The sequence below is a fragment of the Ruminococcus flavefaciens MA2007 genome (assembly GCF_000621845.1).
In the GTDB taxonomy this organism is placed as follows: domain Bacteria; phylum Bacillota; class Clostridia; order Oscillospirales; family Ruminococcaceae; genus Ruminococcus; species Ruminococcus flavefaciens_E.
The window spans coordinates 304717-321636 of sequence record NZ_KK211355.1 but is presented as its reverse complement, the minus strand read 5'-3'; the positions used below and the strand labels follow the sequence as shown (position 1 = coordinate 321636).

General features: G+C 49.5%; 13 protein-coding genes. 7 read left to right on the top strand and 6 right to left on the bottom strand.

Going from position 1 to position 16920, the window contains the following annotated elements; genetic code table 11:
* Positions 1 to 49 precede the first annotated feature (49 nt).
* From T497_RS17035 to T497_RS0114455, 5 genes are all read right to left on the bottom strand, one after another.
* Positions 50 to 1564 carry a carbohydrate-binding domain-containing protein gene (locus T497_RS17035; RefSeq protein ID WP_051530695.1) on the bottom strand — a complete coding sequence of 505 codons (1515 nt, stop codon included), beginning with the start codon at positions 1562 to 1564 and terminating at the stop codon, positions 50 to 52.
* A 231-nt stretch (positions 1565 to 1795) separates the two neighbouring features.
* A complete protein-coding gene (gene asnB, locus T497_RS0114470) occupies positions 1796 to 3613 on the bottom strand; it encodes an asparagine synthase (glutamine-hydrolyzing) (protein WP_028516235.1) in 1818 nt (605 codons plus the stop codon).
* A gap of 227 nt (positions 3614 to 3840) precedes the next feature.
* A complete protein-coding gene (pflA, locus tag T497_RS0114465) occupies positions 3841 to 4584 on the bottom strand; it encodes a pyruvate formate-lyase-activating protein (RefSeq protein WP_028516234.1) in 744 nt (247 codons plus the stop codon).
* A complete protein-coding gene (locus tag T497_RS0114460) occupies positions 4581 to 5906 on the bottom strand; it encodes a CCA tRNA nucleotidyltransferase (protein ID WP_028516233.1) in 1326 nt (441 codons plus the stop codon). Before T497_RS0114460 ends, pflA begins: the two co-directional genes overlap by 4 nt.
* Before the next feature lie 363 nt (positions 5907 to 6269).
* Complete coding sequence (locus tag T497_RS0114455; RefSeq protein WP_037325240.1) at positions 6270 to 7565, bottom strand: galactokinase; 1296 nt, start codon at positions 7563 to 7565, stop codon at positions 6270 to 6272.
* Between the two features lie 228 nt (positions 7566 to 7793).
* Here T497_RS0114455 and T497_RS0114450 point away from each other — a divergent pair, with 228 nt between their 5' ends.
* Positions 7794 to 8813, top strand: a complete 1020-nt coding sequence (locus T497_RS0114450; RefSeq protein ID WP_028516231.1) for a glycoside hydrolase family 130 protein — start codon at positions 7794 to 7796, stop codon at positions 8811 to 8813.
* Positions 8814 to 8861: 48 nt separating this feature from the next.
* On the opposite strand, the gene T497_RS0114445 is transcribed toward T497_RS0114450, so the two are convergent.
* A complete protein-coding gene (locus T497_RS0114445; RefSeq protein ID WP_028516230.1) occupies positions 8862 to 9854 on the bottom strand; it encodes a hypothetical protein in 993 nt (330 codons plus the stop codon).
* A 366-nt stretch (positions 9855 to 10220) separates the two neighbouring features.
* Between T497_RS0114445 and T497_RS0114440 the strand changes: the two genes are divergently transcribed.
* The 6 genes from T497_RS0114440 (at position 10221) to ftsX (ending at position 16831) form a co-directional block, all read left to right on the top strand.
* Positions 10221 to 11294, top strand: coding sequence for a D-alanine--D-alanine ligase family protein (locus T497_RS0114440; RefSeq protein ID WP_028516229.1), 1074 nt, complete (start codon positions 10221 to 10223; stop codon positions 11292 to 11294).
* Positions 11295 to 11326: 32 nt separating this feature from the next.
* Positions 11327 to 11749: a DUF1934 domain-containing protein gene (locus tag T497_RS0114435; protein ID WP_028516228.1), complete on the top strand. Its 423-nt coding sequence runs from the start codon at positions 11327 to 11329 to the stop codon at positions 11747 to 11749.
* Between the two features lie 23 nt (positions 11750 to 11772).
* Positions 11773 to 13542: an arginine--tRNA ligase gene (gene argS / locus T497_RS0114430; RefSeq protein ID WP_028516227.1), complete on the top strand. Its 1770-nt coding sequence runs from the start codon at positions 11773 to 11775 to the stop codon at positions 13540 to 13542.
* A gap of 228 nt (positions 13543 to 13770) precedes the next feature.
* Positions 13771 to 14856: a helix-turn-helix domain-containing protein gene (locus T497_RS0114425; RefSeq protein ID WP_019680782.1), complete on the top strand. Its 1086-nt coding sequence runs from the start codon at positions 13771 to 13773 to the stop codon at positions 14854 to 14856.
* A 68-nt stretch (positions 14857 to 14924) separates the two neighbouring features.
* Complete coding sequence (gene ftsE / locus T497_RS0114420) at positions 14925 to 15923, top strand: cell division ATP-binding protein FtsE (RefSeq protein ID WP_028516226.1); 999 nt, start codon at positions 14925 to 14927, stop codon at positions 15921 to 15923.
* Positions 15920 to 16831 carry a permease-like cell division protein FtsX gene (gene ftsX, locus T497_RS0114415; RefSeq protein ID WP_028516225.1) on the top strand — a complete coding sequence of 304 codons (912 nt, stop codon included), beginning with the start codon at positions 15920 to 15922 and terminating at the stop codon, positions 16829 to 16831. Before ftsE ends, ftsX begins: the two co-directional genes overlap by 4 nt.
* The last annotated feature ends 89 nt before the right edge of the window (positions 16832 to 16920 follow it).

The window sequence follows — 16920 nt, the reverse complement described above, 5'->3', positions numbered from 1 at the left end:
TATGGCAATACTTTTTGCCGTAAGACGGCATTTCTCGTATTACCCCTTATTATGCGTTCGTCTCCGAAGGAGGAACATTTACATTATCTGCTGCTCCTGCCGGATTTACGTTATTGAATACGTTGATTCCATTGCTTACAGCAAATAGAGATTCTTCTGAATTGGTGTGTGTTATCCACTTGTTTACATTTGTATTTGTGAAATTGGTTGTTCCTGCTGTAATGCTGTATGTGCTGATAAGAATATATTTATATTTCTTCTGGAAATCAGTTTTATCCGTATTAACATTCATTTCGGGACGCATTACAGTCCATTCGAGGTTATTGGCTTTCTTCCATGTGCCGTCCTTTTCGTTTGTTGGATCGGCAATGCAGTTAAGAAGGATCACAGGCTGGGTTTCAGCCTTTATGAGCTTTTCATCGACCTGATTATCGGTAGCTGTAGCGATAACTGTACCGCCTGTGATGTTGATGCCTGTAACAGCTGTGAGACCTCTGTCTCCGCCTGCAACGAGCTTTCCGTCGCTGATGTCGATAGTTGTTTCAGCCTGTACAGCGTCATTGCCTGCCTTTATCTTCGTGATACCGCCTGCAAATGAAATGGCGTCCTTGGTGGACTTTATACCGTCACCTGCAGCGTCTATATCCAGAGTACCGTCCTTTATGGTAACAGATTTCTTAGCCTTGATACCGTCGGTCTTGGTCTCTGAATTGTTTGTGGTAATATTGATAATACCACCGTTTACCTTGATATCGTTGTTGCAGGAAATTGCGTCCTGAACATTAGCGGTAATATTGAGGACTCCGTCGCCCTTTTCGCCGCCCTTGATAGTAATATCGTCCTTTGCCTCGATAACCGCTGCCTTTGCGAAGTCGCCTGCGTAAGCAGTCTCGCCGTCGGTGATAGTATTCTCAGTACCGTCAACGATATTTATCGAGGTATTCTCAGCGTTTGTCACGAGAATAGCAGGAGCGCTCTTGCCTGTGATATTTACGCCGTTGAGGAATATCTTTACGGTCTCTGCGTCGGCAGTCTCGTCAGCAATATTTACATTTATCTGACCGTCGTCAAGAGTACCGTCAATGTAGAACTCACCCGAATGAGTGATAGTAACGGTAGTGCCCTCAACTGTAGCATTCTCGCCCTCAACTGTGATAGTGGTATTCTTGAGGTGAATCTTTGTTGCTTCTACAGCAGGAGGCTGCTCGTCGGTCTTGCCGTTGCTTATCTCGCCCTTGCCGAGGAGATAAAGCTGAATGGCAAGCGCGTCGTCTGTAGAAACTCCGTCAGCCTTGCCATTGCAGTCCGCATTCTTCCAGCCCTGCTCGGTTATAGCGTGCTCGTCGGTTCCGCCCAGACCGAACTTGTTTGGATTTGCCATTGCCTGCATGATAAGGACAACGTCTGACATATCAACGCTGCCGTCACAGTTTGAGTCGCCTACCACTTCCTTTGCCGCTGTATCAGCAGTCTCGGCAGCATAGCTCACAGCAGGCATCGCCGCAGCTGCCAGACAAGCAGCCGAGAGCCCTGCCAAGAGCTTTTTCAAGCCATTTTTTCTCATAATGATTCTTACTCCCTTTATTTTAATATCGCCTTATTTTTCATAACCAACCCAAACCGCTTTATCTTATGGGCTTATTATATCGGCAACACCTTAAAATAACCTTAAAATATCCTTAATGTATGATTAAGATTACCATTTTTACCTAATAAGGCTATTACAATTATATCAAATGTTATAATATTTGTCAACGTTTAAGAATATCTTTGTAAAATAAACAAACAGCGTTTTTTATCTCAGCTTAATGTCAAAGCGGTTAAGCCAGTAGTTAAGCTGTATGAAAAAGGCTATAGTCTGCGGTAAATTCATGAGCTGACCGTACCACTGCACCTGCTCCTCATGGCACAGAAGCTTTTCAAGCTCCTCACGCTTCACAAGCTGAGTAAGCTTTTCGCCGTCCTCGTCAAGTATTTTGCGGAGCTTCGCAGTCACGCCCTCTAAAAATGCAGGATTGTGAGTTTTCGGATAGGGACTCTTCTTGCGCCACAGCACCTTATCTGGGAGCCATTCCTTCATAGCTTCGCGGAGAAGTCCCTTTTCCCTGCCCATGTAGTCCTTGTACTCCCACGGCACGTTGTATAGATACTCAGCTATCCGATAATCGCAGAACGGCACTCTGACCTCCAGACCGCTGTACATGGACATTCTGTCCTTTCTGTCGAGCAAGGTCTGCATGAACCACTTGAAGTTCAGCTCCGTCATTTCGCGCATACGTGCTTCGAGAGGACTGTCAGTGTCCAGCTTTTCGGCGCTGTCGGCTGTGTTCCTGTATGCGGAGTAAACGTAGTCCTCGGCGTTTATCATTGCGGCATAATCATCGCAGAGGAAGCGCTTGCGGTAGGCTGTGCTCTGAGCCCACGGAAAGCCGTCTGTCATGCGGATATCCTTATCCCTGTACCACGGATAGCCGCCGAATATCTCGTCGGCGCACTCCCCCGAAAGAGCCACAGTGCCGTATTTCTTTATCTCACGGCAGAAAAGCAGCAGCGAAGCGTCCACGTCCGCCATGCCGGGAAGTCCCCTTGCTTCGGTTGCTTCGTCAAGAGCGTCTATAAGCTCGGGAGTATCAACCACCGTCCAGTGATGGTCTGTACCCAGATACTCAGCCATGCAGGTGATATACTCGGGATCGCTGTTGGGCTGAAAATGGCTCTTCTGGAAATATTTGTCATTGTCGCGGTAGTCCACGGAAAAGGTGCTGAGCTGTCTCCCCTGCTTTTTAAGCTCCGCCGCCGCAACTGAGGATATAAGGCTTGAATCCAGTCCTCCCGACAGGAACGTGCAAACAGGCACGTCGGAGACCAGCTGCCGCCTTATGGAGTCCAGCACCAGCTCGCGAACGTGCTCGGCGGTCTGCTCGAAGCTCTCGTGGAGCTCATATGCTTTCAGCCGCCAGTATTCGCGGAGCTTCAGCCCCTCTGCCGTGTAATATCCGCAGTATGCAGGACGTACTTCCTCAACGCCGCAGATAACCCCGCAGCCCATAGTCCGCCCGGGCGCCATGAGCAGCAGCTCCGCTGCGCCGTGCTCGTCTATCTCATGTGGGATATCGGGGTGCTCAAGAAGCGCAGGGAGCTCCGAAGCGAAGATGAGCTTCCTGCCAGTATCATAGTAAAACAGGGGCTTCACGCCTATCCTGTCACGGGCAAGGAAGACACGGTGCTCCTGCTCGTCGTATACCGCAAAGGCGAATATGCCGTTGAAGCGCTCCACGCAGGCGCTGCCCCATTTTATGTAGCTTTTCAGCACCACCTCGGTGTCGGAATGAGTATTGAAGTCAAAATCCTCACTTAGCTCGCCGCGGAGCTCCGCTGTGTTGTAAAGCTCCCCGTTGTATACGATAGTATACCTGCCAAAGCTCATGGGCTGACGTCCGCCGTCAATGTCGATGACCGCCAGACGGGTGTGGATAAGGGCAGCCTCACGGCTCATGAACATACCGCGCTGGTCTGGACCGCGCCGCAGCAGAGCTCGCTGCATATTCTCATATATCTTCATGTCCTCCCGCATATCCTCCACAAAGCTGATAGCTCCTGCAATTCCGCACATAAGTATCTCCACCGCTTTACAGCATACGGCACGCTGAGATAAATCATAATTTAACGCCTTTGGCGTCCCGAAAAATTGGTATTGTAGGGGCGAACATTGTTCGCCCGTGTCAAAATTGATGTGTATGTTTGCGGGCGCACATTGTGCGCCCCTACATCATTAAATTTTGATTTACCACAGTATATGAAAAAGACCTCTGATGTGTGTCAGAGGTCTGTGTATATTATTCAGTTTTGCTTGTGAAGTCCGGATTTTATGCCGTCGATTATGGTATTCCGTGCCTTTATGGCTTCTTCCTTTGTCAGCGGCGGAGTATCACCCAGCGGATATTCTATACCGAGCTCCGCATATTTCGGCTTCGCCATATCGTGATAGGGCAGAACGTCCAGCGCTTTCAGATTCGTCAGCGTGGAGAGATACTCACCGAGAGCGAACAGCTCCTCATACTTGTCCGTGATATTCGGAACTACCACATGGCGTATCCAGACGGGTATGCCCAGGTCGCGGATATGCTCCGCAAAGGCAAGTATATTGCGGTTTCCTATGCCCGTCAGCTCCCTGTGGCAATCGTTGTCGATATGCTTTATATCCAGCATTACAAGGTCGGTATATTTCAGCACCTCGTCTATTTTTTCGTGAGAATCGGGATTATAGACTCCTGCTGACGTGTCAAGGCAGGTATGGACGCCCTTTTCCTTGGCAAGGCGGAAAAGCTCCGCTAAGAACTCGGGCTGTGCAAGGGGTTCGCCCCCTGTTGCCGTGATACCGCCTGATTTCAGGAACTCCTTGTAGGAATCGTACTCCCTCATAAGGTCCTCGGCAGTACGCTCCGTACCGCCAGAAAAGTCCCATGTATCGGGGTTGTGGCAATACTTGCACCTCATGGGGCAGCCCTGAAAAAACACCACGAACCTTATTCCGGGCCCGTCAACCGTGCCGAAGCTCTCCGTTGAATGTATGCGTCCTTTCATTTTCTGCACCTCTGTTCTGCGAATTTGAGCAGCTCCGCCCTATCATTGGGGAGCTCCTCCTCCATGACAAGCTCCAGCATTTCGCGCTGTATCTCGCCTATTTCCGCGCCTTTAAGTCCAAGCGCCGCAAGCTCCGAGCCATTGACCGCCAGTCCGCGAATGCTCCTGCATTCGTCATTTGCGGCTATCTCCCGTCCGATGTCTGCCAGCTTGTCAAAAAAGACGTTTTCTTTCAGTACGAACTCGTTTTTCGCGGAATTATCGCACTTTTTCATCTCCATAAGCTCAAAGAACAGCTCGTCGCCTATTTTGCACATCATCTTTTTTACGTCGGTCTTATTGCGGAGCTTCTTGCTGTGATTGGCGATAAGCGCCGTAGTATAGGCGATAGTCTTGTTGTCATAGTGGAGCCGCTTCATTATCTCCGAGGTCATCTCCGCGCCAACTCGGTCGTGCTGTTTGAAGTGTCCCCTGCCCGTTTCGTCAAGCTTCATACAGGCAGGCTTGCCGATATCGTGATAAAGCAGTGCTCTGCGGAGCTTCATATTCTCGGCAGGAGCTGTCGCCAGTGCGCGGACAGTGTGCTCCCAGACGTCGTACCTGTGGTAGGGAGAGCGCTGGTCGAGGCCTATACTCGCCTTAAATTCGGGAATAACGGCTGTGATGACGTCGCTGTATCCCAGAAGCACCTCAACGGCATTTTTGCCGCAGATGAGCTTGTCCAGCTCGTCGCGGATACGCTCAGAGGAGATATTCCGCAAATCTGTCCTCATACCGTGGACAGCCTCGGAAGTAGTCTCGTCTATCTTAAAGTCAAGCTGCGCCGAAAAACGCACAGCCCTGAGAATACGCAGAGCGTCCTCGGAGAAGCGCTCCTGCGGCACGCCCACACAGCGGATAATGCCCGATTCCATGTCAGCTCTGCCGCCGAATGGGTCAACTATATTGCCGCGCCTGTCCATAGCCACGGCATTTACCGTAAAATCGCGCCGTGCCAGGTCGTCGGCTATATCAGCGGTAAACCTCACCTCGTCGGGACGGCGGTGGTCGGTGTACTCCCCGTCTATGCGATATGTAGTGACCTCAAAGGACTCGCCGCCGCAGAGGACCGTCACCGTACCGTGCTTAATGCCCGTTGGAATGACCTTATATCCGCTAAAAACCGCCAGCATCTGCTCTGGTAGGGCGTTTGTAGTGATGTCGATGTCATTGCACTCCCTGCCCATTATACCGTCGCGGACGCAGCCGCCCACCATATATGCCTCAAAGCCGTGATTTTCCAGCTCTGTCAGTATCTTTTCCGTATTAGCTCCTATTGTCAAGGCAGCTTCTCCTTTCATTCTTGTAGGGGACGGCGTCCTCGACGTCCCACTGTAGGGGAGGATAATATCCGCCCGTCAAGGGGACGCCTTCACTTGCAAGGCGTCCCTAATCGGGCTCGGCACCCTCTGTCAGCTTTGCTGACATCTCCCTGCACAGCAGGGAGTCACCCTCTTAAAAACAGTCCACTGGACTGTTTTTCAATTCACCCCTTGCGAAGCGCCTTCGATTATTGGGCTTTGCCCAAACCCACCAGAGGCGCTGCCTCTGACCTAACAGGTACGTCCCCTCTGTCGCTTCGCGACATCTCCCCATTTTATGGGGAGTCACTCCGCCAAAGGAACGCATTCCCTTTGGAATCCCATTCATCGGCTCAGCATGGTTAATTCATAACCGCCCACAGGGCGCACAGTCAGCACGTAGCAGCTGCCCTCGCCGAATACGCGCTCCATTTCCGCGGCGTAGTCCGCCGCAAGGTACGTCGGCACGAATGCCTGTATCGTTCCTGCGAAGCCGCCGCCGTGAACTCTCACAGCGCCGCTTTCGCCCAAAAATCGCTTGCTCAGCATTATCGCCAGCGGTATCTGCTGACACTGTGGATCCTTGTTTGAATAGAGATTTTGCAGCAGCTCCGCCGAGGAAGTCCCCGACTGGTTCACCAGCTCAAAGAATCGCTCTGTATCGCCCTCTGCAAGAGCCTGCGCTTCTTCAACGGCTCGCCTGTTCTCGTCAAAGAAATGAGCGGCACGGAGCAGCTCCCTGTCGGTGCATTTCTCGCGTAGCTTCGGCAGTTTCTCATAAAACTCCTCCTCATCGGCCTCGCGGAGATATCCGCAGCCCATAGCCTCCGCAACGTGCTTCATTTCCGCAGAAACAGCACTGTACTCGTCGGAAAGGTCGGCGTGACTGCCCTTTGTGTCGGTAATGCACACCGAGTACCCTGCCTTTTCAAAGTCAAAGTCAACATTGGTTATCTGCGGTTTATCGGGCTCGGCGAAATCAATGGCAACGAAGCCGCCTGCGGCACAGACAGTCTGGTCCATGAGACCGCTTGCCTTGCCAAAGTACACGTTTTCAGCGTATTGGCTTATTTTAGCCAGCTCCGCAGGCTCGGTCCGTCCGCCGTTGTACTGCTCATTTATAATAGCAGCGATAAGCACCTCGAATGCCGCCGATGAGGAAAGACCGCTGCCGCTGAGAACGTCCGAGGTCATATAGGCGTCGAAACCGCCTGTTTCCACGCCCATATCCTTGAATTTTGCAGCGATTCCGCGGATAAGCGCCGCAGAAGTCCCCTTTTCCTCCTCTTTCACGTCAAGGTCGTCCAGTGACACCACATTCTGAGGGTAGCCCTCGGAGGTCACGCGGATAACACCCTCGTCGTGAAAAGCCACGATTGCGATTATATCAAGGCTTACAGCCGCCGCAAGCACACAGCCGTGCTGGTGGTCGGTATGATTTCCGCCAACCTCGGTACGTCCCGAAGCCGAGTAAACGTGTATCTCGCCGCACTCGGGACAGAGCCGCGAAAAGCCCTCAGCCGCACTGAGATAACGGGCTCTTGCCCGTAATACAGCCTTTTCACTGTTTCCGTAGAGCATACGGAGCTGCTCGTCAAAGGCTCCGTTTGATATTCCGTTTATAAGGTCATAAAAATTCATACCCACAGCTCCTTTTAAGTTATTATTTAAGGCGATACTGTTTTTCTTAATTATACACCTATCCAACGTAACATTCTATATTTTTCTGTAAATTTTAAGCCGTAAAATTACAGCCTCGATAATAGTGCATTTTCACGAAATTTACTTAAATTTTACTAATCTATTGACTTAACAATATTATCACGCTATAATTTAATTAATCCATACTAAGGATTAAAGGAGTTTGTTATGACGGATATTAAAATTATTGGAGCAGACCTGCCGTCTATACCGTGGCAGGACAAGCCGAAAGACTGCACATCTCCACTCTGGAGATACACCGCGAACCCCATTATCGGCAGAAATCCACTGCCCGAGGTGGCAAGGATATTCAACAGCGCAGTAACGCCCTACAACGGCGGATATATAGGCGTATTCCGCGGAGAGCAGCGCAACGGTATCCCTCACATCTATCTTGGCAGGAGCAAGGACGCTCTGCACTGGGAGTTCGACTCGGAAAAGATACCCTTCACCGATAAAAACGGCGAGCCATTCATGCCGCCCTATGCCTACGATCCAAGGCTTGTAAAGGTGGAGGACACCTACTACATCATGTGGTGTCAGGACGCATACGGACCTACAATAGGCATTGCCAAAACCCTCGATTTCAAGCGCTTTGAGCGCATTGAAAGCCCATATCTCCCATATAACCGAAACGCCGTGCTCTTCCCTCGGAAAATAAACGGCAATTACGTTATGCTGTCGCGTCCCTGTGACAACGGTCACACCGCTTTCGGTGACATCTTCCTCTCAGAGAGCCCCGATATGGAGTTCTGGGGACGTCACCGCCATGTCATGGGGCGCTCCGACAACTGGTGGGAAAGCCTTAAAATAGGCGGCGGAGCTGCTCCTATCGAGACCGATAAGGGCTGGCTGCTGTTCTATCACGGAGTTGTCAACACCTGCAACGGCTATGTTTACAGCATTGGCGGAGCTATACTCGATATCAATGAACCCTCACGGGTGCTTCACCGCTGTGAGAACTATCTCCTCGCTCCCGAAACAGACTATGAGGAACGGGGCTTCGTGCCAAATGTATGCTTCCCATGCGCTGCCCTGACGGACGCAGCTTCGGGACGTATCGCCCTTTATTACGGCTGCGCTGACAGCTATGTGGGAGTCGCTTTCACTACCGTGACCGAGGTATACGACTATATCCTCGCCCACGATAAGCTCCAGCCCGAGGACGACTCTCTCGGCATAAGATAATGTACTTTTCGAGCCTTCGGACAATGCGTCCGAAGGCTCTTTGATTTATCAGTAATAGCTGTTCTGGATTTTTCTGTCCTTGTGTATCCATATAGGCAGCAGGATAGCCGTCAGGATAACTGCAAAGATAATGGTATAAAGGATAACTCCCTTTATATAGTTGAAGCGCAGAGCAAATGTCATGGCACTGCCGTCATAGGTCTCAACGTGCTTCACTTTGACAGCCGCAAAACCGACGCTTGTCTTGGTAACGTCCTGTCTGCTCTGTGAAAAATCGACGTCCTCCATAAGCTCCTTTGCTGTTTTGTCCGTCTTCTGCGCACCGTCGTAAACGTCCTTCATCTTCTTGTAGAGCGTTGTAGTGGCATTTCTCATCTGCTCGCCATTTGCAAGCACATCGTAAACATAATAGCAGTCCCCTGTTTTTATCTCGCCCTCGCAGGGGAATTCAAAGCTCTGAATGGCATTTTTATCCGAATCAAGGAATGTCAGTTTCTTAGGTCTCACGATGAAATCCTCGTCAACTGAGTATTCGTCCAATCTTATGGAGTCAAACTGCCTTTTCTCAAGGGCGCTGTACAGCTCCTTTGCATTGCTCTGAGCGCAAAGCTCCTTGACGTCGATAAGTCCCAAGGGGTATCTGAAGTAGTCCGTTTTGCCGCCTCTGTCCTCATAAGCGATATTGAATACGCCCGATGACACCTGAGTTGTGCCGTTTTCGTCAAAAAACACCACGGACTGCTCCATAGTGAAGTTGAGGAACAGGAAGTTATAGCCGAAATTTGTATGATTATAAAGTCTGCCGTCGCTGAGAAGTGCGCGGACAGCAAGTGCCGCAAGTCCGTTGGTCTTGGCTTTTCCGTCGGTATTATCTATGACCGTCGGGTGAAGCATCATTTCCGTTTTTTTCGAGTAGCCGCTCAACGAGCCTGTCATTCTGTCTGCCGCACGCTTGACCATGAATGCTCCTGCTGCGTTTATCATCAATTCCAGCACCAGCATTATGGACACCCACAGTAAAGCTCTTTTGATTATTTTCATGTTAAATCCTCCGATCTATGATATCCCTAATATCATAAAATAATTATATATTATTTTTACATTAAAGTCAAGCCGACCAATAAACGGTAAAAAAATGATCTTTTTTACGAAACAAGCCTTTTTTGCTTCGTCATTTTTACTAAGGGGTTCTCCGTCAATTTGATGAAAAAGCTATAATTTCATTGTGATTATGCACAAAACTGAGTGTTAAAAATTGTCCGCAATATACTATCCTTGCGAATTTCACTGTGTTATTCTTCATTTCCGCAAAAAATACTTGCAGTTTTTTGTGAAATATGATAAAATATAGTGATACTTGAAAATGACAACAGAAATTTCAGGGTACTATATATAAAGGAGACGCATATGGCAAAGATAAAAGCGGCTGTGATCTTCGGCGGTACTGCTCGGGAACACGCCCTTTCACTGGCTTCTGCCGCAGAGGTCATAAAGAATATACCAAGAGACACCTATGAGGTCATCTCAATAGGCATAAACCGCAAGGGACGCTGGCTGTTCTTCCCCGGCTCGCCCGAGGAGATAGCTGACGGAACATGGGAGCAGAATACAGACTGCACTTCGGCTTTCATTTCTCCCGATCCGATACACAGAGGCATAATCACCATTGAAAACGGTGAGACCTCAGTCAAGAAAATAGACGTTGTACTGCCGATACTCATGGGTAAGCGCGGCGGCGACGGTACGATACAGGGACTCCTCGACCTTTCGGGCATCCCCTATGCGGGCAGCGGAGTGCTCGCCTGCGCTTCGTGCATGGATAAGTCCCATACGCACATGGTCATGGACGACTACGATATCAAGACTCCCGAATGGGAGCTCATAACTCAGCGCGAGCTGAACGGCCTTGATAAGAGATGTGCCGAGATTGCTGAGAAATTCGGCTGCAATTTAGTAGTAAAGCCTGCAAACAGCGGCAGCAATCAGGGTATAAGCTTCGTAAACAGCCCCGAGGAATTCATCAAGGCTGTAAAGGTGGCTTTCTCCAACGACAACAAGGTCATAGTTGAGAAATACGTCAAGGCAAGAAAGCTTGAAGCGGCAGTTTACGGCTATGATACGCCTGTCTGCTCGCCTATCGGAGAGATAATTGCCGATGACAAGCTGTACGATCCGAGCAACTTCAATGTAAGCTCGGGAGACGACCTCACTATCCCTGCGGATATAACTCCCGAAATAAGAAACAAGGCTAAGGAGATAGCTGTTACTGCGTTCAAGGCTCTGGGCTGCAAGGGCTTCGCAAGAGTTGACCTCTTCCTCACCGAGGACGGAGAGCTCCTGCTGAACAAGATCGGCACTATGCCGGGACTCAGACAGAACAGCGTTTTCTCAAAGCTCATGGAGCAGCTGGGCTACGAGCATGAGGATCTCATAGATATGCTGCTGGAACAGGCTATCGAAAACGCCGACAGGACATACTGAGCCTGAGATAAAAGATATTTAAGGAGATAACATTGAAAAATAACGTTTTGATCTCTCTTACGAGCATACAGTGGCAGGAGAACGAGAAAAGCGAGACCGAGCTGCTCACCAAGGCAAGCCTCACCCGTGAAAACGGCTGGGATATAATCTCCTATGAGGACACCTCGGCTACAGGCTTCGAGGGCTCTGTCACTACGATAAAGGTGGACAACTGCAAGAACGCCTCCATTACCCGTGAGGGCACGGCAAATTCCGTACTCTCTCTGGAGATAGGACGAAAGCACTTCTGCCAGTACGGCACTCCCTACGGCAACTTGCAGATAGGCGTCTACACCCACGCTATAGAGAATACTCTTGCCGAAAACGGCAGGCTGTATATGAAGTATACACTTGACCTCAATTCCTCGTATCTTTCAGATAACGAGATAATAATGACAGTACAGGCTCAGAACTGAGCCCGAAAGAAAGGATAGATAAAATGTCAGACCTTATCAATTCCGCCTCCCTGCGTCTCCGTGAGATAATCATGGACGCTCTCGGAGTTCTGGTATCCGAGGAAGCTATCCCGGCAGTTCCGCTGCCGAGCTTCAACATCGAGATACCTGCGGATAAGTCACACGGCGATTTCGCAGCAAATACCGCTATGGTATGCGCAAAGGCTCTTAAAATGCCTCCGAGAAAGATAGCAGAGCTCATCTGTGAGAAACTCAGCCTTGAGGGCACTATCTTCGAGAAGGCAGAGGTTGCAGGACCGGGATTCCTCAATTTCTTCCTCGGAAGAAGCTGGTTCTCGGACGTAGTGCGCAACGTTCTTGAAGAGGGCGGCGACTACGGCAAGACCGAGCTTGGCAAGGGCAAGAAAGTCCTCGTTGAGTTCGTTTCCGCAAACCCCACAGGTCCTATGCATATCGGTAATGCAAGAGGCGGCGCTATCGGAGACTGTCTCGCAAGCGTGCTCCAGTGGGCAGGCTATCACGCAGAGCGTGAGTTCTACGTAAATGACGCAGGCAATCAGATAGAAAAGTTCGGAAAGTCCTTGGAGCTCAGATACTTACAGCTCTGCTCGCCAAAGGGACAGGAGCTCATGGCTCAGTACAAGGACGACGCCGACAAGCTCTGCTCCGTTATCTATGAGGGCAGCGGCGAAGGCGGAGAGTTCCAGATGCCCGAGGACGTTTACCTCGGTACAGACATCATCGAACACGCCAAGAACTTCTACGATATAAACGGCAAGGCTATGGAAAGCGTTTCCGAAACAGAACGCCGCAAGGCTCTCGTTGACTACGCACTTCCTATTAATATAGCAGGTCTGGAACGCGACCTCAAAAAGTACCGTATCGTTTACGACAACTGGTTCAGAGAGAGCACAGTTCACGAAAAGAACGAGACAAAGCTGGTAGTTGACAAGCTCATGGAGGCTGGAAAGGCTTACGAGCAGGACGGCGCTATCTGGTTCAAGGCTACCGAATACGGCATGGACAAGGACTTCGTGCTCAAGAGAAGCAACGGTCTTTACACATATATCGTTCCCGATATCGCTTACCACTACAACAAGCTGGTAACAAGAGGCTTCGATAAGGCTATCAACGTACTCGGTGCTGACCACCACGGCTATGTTCCGAGACTTAAAGCTGCTCTCAACGCTCTCGGCGTTGACGAGACAAAGCTTGATGTAGTCCTCATGCAGATGGTAAGACTTGTCCGCAACGGCGAGACAGTAAAGCTCTCAAAGAGAAGCGGCAAGGCTATCACACTGGTAACTCTCCTCGATGAGATACCGATAGACGCTGCGAGATTCTTCTTCAATCTCCGCGAGGCAAATTCACAGTTTGAGTTCGACCTCGGTCTGGCAATCGAAAAGACCTCACAGAACCCCGTATACTACGTTCAGTATGCACACGCAAGAATTTGCAGTATGCTCCGCAATCTGGCAGACGAGGGTATCAACGTGCCTGCATCGGCAGACTTTGACCTTCTCTCCGATCCCCGCGAGATAGAGCTTATCCGTCATCTTGCTTCACTTCCGAAGGAGATAGACCTTGCGGCTAAGACCTACGATCCTGCAAAGATAACTAAGTACGCTATCGACCTTGCAACTCTGTTTCACCGCTTCTATGACGCCTGCAGCGTAAAGAACGCCGAGACAGAACAGCTCAGGGACGCACGTATCCTCCTCAGCGTTGCAGTACGTCAGGTACTGAGAAACACACTGGAGATACTCAATATTGACCGTCCCGAGAAGATGTAAAAATTACAAGCCGGTTACAAAGAATTTGCCGTCATTGGTAAATATTAACAAAATTCAACATATTGTCAAGTCATGTTTGTGAGCCTTCAGACGAGAGTTAACAGTTTGTTAACAAATTCAGACCAAAAATGTGTTACAATTTGTAATATGTTGAGGAGCAGAACGCTCCCCGACTCTCCTTGAAGGTCCGCTCAAAATAAGATCTTATTAAGAGAAAGGATGTAAATCATGTCCAACAGATTATTTCAGGGTTTAGTTCATCAGATGCGCGATTCTATCGACGCTACCATCGGTGTTGTTGACGAGACAGCTACGATCATTGCCTGCAGCGACCTTACTCGCGTAGGAACAACTAATGAGTTCGTATCTCTGGACCTCAGCGATTCACACGATATCTTTATCCGCGACGGCTTCACATATAAGCCATTCGGTTCAAGAGTAAAGCCCGACTACGCTGTTTTCGTTGAAGGCGTAGACGACGCTGCTGCTAAATACGCAAGCATTCTTGCTATCGCACTTTCAAATATCAAGCAGTACTATGATGAGAAGTATGACAGAAACAACTTCATCAAGAACGTTATCCTCGACAATGTTCTCCCCGGAGATATTGTCATCAAGGCAAGAGAGCTCCACTTCAATGCCGAGATAAGCCGTGCTGTATTCCTTATCAGAATAATCTCAGCTAACGATATCTCTGCATATGATGTTATACAGAACCTCTTCCCTGACAAGAACAAGGACTTCGTCTTCAATATCACTGAGACTGATATCGTCCTCGTCAAGGAGCTCAAGAGCGCTGTTGACTCAAAGGACCTCGAAAAGCTTGCTCGCTCTATCGCTGATACACTCAGCAGTGAGTTCTATACAAGAGTAAACGTTGGTATCGGTACAGCCGTTGTCGGCGTCAAGGACCTTGCACGTTCATTCAAGGAAGCTCAGATGGCTCTTGAGGTCGGTAAGGTATTCGATACAGACAAGGTCATCGTAAGCTACGATAACCTCGGTATCGCTCGTCTTATCTACCACCTCCCAACAACTCTCTGCGAGACCTTCCTCCACGAGGTATTCAAGGTCGGCAGCATTGAGTCTCTTGACCATGAAACACTCTTTACTATCCAGAAGTTCTTCGAGAACAACCTGAACGTTTCAGAAACATCAAGAAAGCTCTTCGTTCACAGAAATACTCTTGTTTACAGACTCGAAAAGATCAAGAAGCTCACAGGTCTTGACCTCCGCGAGTTCGATCACGCTATCATATTCAAGATCGCTCTCATGGTAAAGAAGTACCTGTCCGCTAATCCTGTCAAGTTCTGATAGCACTTACAGCTGACGAACTTCGGGCGGTACTGCCGCCCCTTACAGATTAAGGTAGGTGTAACCCATTGGTAGAACTTAAAAACGTATCCGTGACCTACTCCAGCGGCGTTGACGCTTTGAACAACGTCAGTCTGAAGATAAACGACGGCGACTTCGCTTTCGTTGTAGGTTCATCAGGTGCGGGAAAAAGTACTATGATAAAACTGCTTTTGAAGGAGATAGACGCTACAAGCGGTGTTGTTACGGTTAACGGCTATAACCTCAATAAGCTCAAAAAACGCAAGATACCTGAATTTCGCCGTACTCTCGGCTTCGTATTTCAGGACTTCCGCTTGATACCGTCAATGACAGTTTACGAGAACATAGCATTCGTTCTCAGAGTTATCGACGCTCCTATCAAGTACATACGCAAGAGAGTCCCCTACGTTATCAGTCTTGTAGGACTCCACGCTAAAACAAACTCTTACCCCGACGAGCTGTCGGGCGGTGAAAAGCAGCGTGTGGCTATCGCCCGTGCGCTGGTAAACGATCCGCAGCTCATAATTGCCGACGAGCCTACGGGTAATATCGATCCCGAGCTCTCCTACGAAATAGTAGAGCTGCTCAAGGGCATAAACGATCAGGGTACGACAATACTCATGGTAACCCATGAGCACGACTTGGTTCGTCACTTCGGCGGACGTATCATCAACATCACCGAGGGTGAGATCGTCTTTGACGAGGTCATCACAGGTACGGGAGACGAGCTTATCCCCGATATCGACAGCGAGATAACTCCCGAGGCTATGGCTGCCGCTATCAGCGAAGCCGAGGCTGCCGAGGATACGGAAGCCGCAGAAATGGTCAATACCGAGGAGGCTATCGACCTCCCTATCGAGAATATGACCGCTGATGATATAATATCGGCTATAGGCGGTATACCCGACGCTCCCGAAAAGGAGCTCATGAAGCCCGTAAAGGAGAATATCGACGTCGATATAACTCCCAAGCCGAAATCAGACGAGCCGACTCCGCAGGAAATGCTCGCCGCACTCACAGAAAAAACTGAAGGGGGTGCGGAATGAAACTAAGCGGTATCAGATACCTCGCCGATCAGGGCGTGGAAAATATCTGGAAGAATAAAATGATGGCATTCGCTACATTCTGCGTTCTGCTCATATCTCTGCTTCTCGTCGGAATAGCAGGTCTGTTCTATATCAACCTCAATTCCATGATAAAAGGTCTGGGAAGTCAGAACGAGGTAGTTGTCATTATGAATGTCGGCACTACCGAGGAACAGAACTCCGCCGCCGAGGAGGCTATAAAGGCTCTCCCCAACATCGACAAGGTGGAATTCGTGTCCAAGGAGGACGCTCTCGCAAGACAGAAGGCAAGCCTTCCAAATGCCGAAAAGATATTCAACGATTATATCGGTGATGACGCAAGCTTTATGCCTGACGGCTTCAGCGTGACTGTCAAGAACACCGATAAGATAACCGAGACTACCGAAAAGATAAGCGCTCTCGCTAATATCCAGAGCGCATCTGCTTCACCGCAGGTAGCTGAGTTCCTGAGAGAGCTCAGAAAGGTAGTATCTCTCATTGCAGGCGCTATTATCGCAGCACTTGCAGTTGTTTCGATGATAATCATTTCCAATACCACAAAGGCAAGCGTTTTTGCCCGCCGTGAGGAAATACAGATAATGAAGTATGTCGGCGCTACAAATGCCTTTATCAGACTCCCCTTCTTCGTTGAGGGCATGGTAACGGGCTTCTTCGCAGGCGCAGGCGCTTACTTCATAACATGGGCTATTTACAGCTCAGCTTACAACATGATAAAGGAGCAGGGTATGCTGATGAATACCTTCGGCGTGAGCAGCCTTATCCCATTCGATAAGATACAGCTCGTCGTTATCCTTGCTTACCTCGTCGCAGGCGCTCTCATAGGCGCTCTCGGAAGTGTTATAAGCACAAGAAAACATATTGATGTATGATATGCTCAAAGTGAACCCGACAATATGAATTTTACTATGAAAGGAGTGTGCTCTCGGACAGCAAGCAACTGTCCGTTACGCAGCTTAAT

What these genes read in the sequence shown, in the direction of transcription:
- T497_RS0114450 (WP_028516231.1), top strand. Translation starts at nt 7,794, where the DNA reads ATGACGGATATTAAAATTATTGGAGCAGACCTGCCGTCTATACCGTGG.
- T497_RS0114440 (WP_028516229.1), top strand. Translation starts at nt 10,221, where the DNA reads ATGGCAAAGATAAAAGCGGCTGTGATCTTCGGCGGTACTGCTCGGGAA.
- T497_RS0114445 (WP_028516230.1), bottom strand. Translation starts at nt 9,854, where the DNA reads ATGAAAATAATCAAAAGAGCTTTACTGTGGGTGTCCATAATGCTGGTG.
- asnB (WP_028516235.1), bottom strand. Translation starts at nt 3,613, where the DNA reads ATGTGCGGAATTGCAGGAGCTATCAGCTTTGTGGAGGATATGCGGGAG.
- pflA (WP_028516234.1), bottom strand. Translation starts at nt 4,584, where the DNA reads ATGAAAGGACGCATACATTCAACGGAGAGCTTCGGCACGGTTGACGGG.
- argS (WP_028516227.1), top strand. Translation starts at nt 11,773, where the DNA reads ATGTCAGACCTTATCAATTCCGCCTCCCTGCGTCTCCGTGAGATAATC.
- T497_RS0114425 (WP_019680782.1), top strand. Translation starts at nt 13,771, where the DNA reads ATGTCCAACAGATTATTTCAGGGTTTAGTTCATCAGATGCGCGATTCT.
- ftsX (WP_028516225.1), top strand. Translation starts at nt 15,920, where the DNA reads ATGAAACTAAGCGGTATCAGATACCTCGCCGATCAGGGCGTGGAAAAT.
- T497_RS17035 (WP_051530695.1), bottom strand. Translation starts at nt 1,564, where the DNA reads ATGAGAAAAAATGGCTTGAAAAAGCTCTTGGCAGGGCTCTCGGCTGCT.
- T497_RS0114455 (WP_037325240.1), bottom strand. Translation starts at nt 7,565, where the DNA reads ATGAATTTTTATGACCTTATAAACGGAATATCAAACGGAGCCTTTGAC.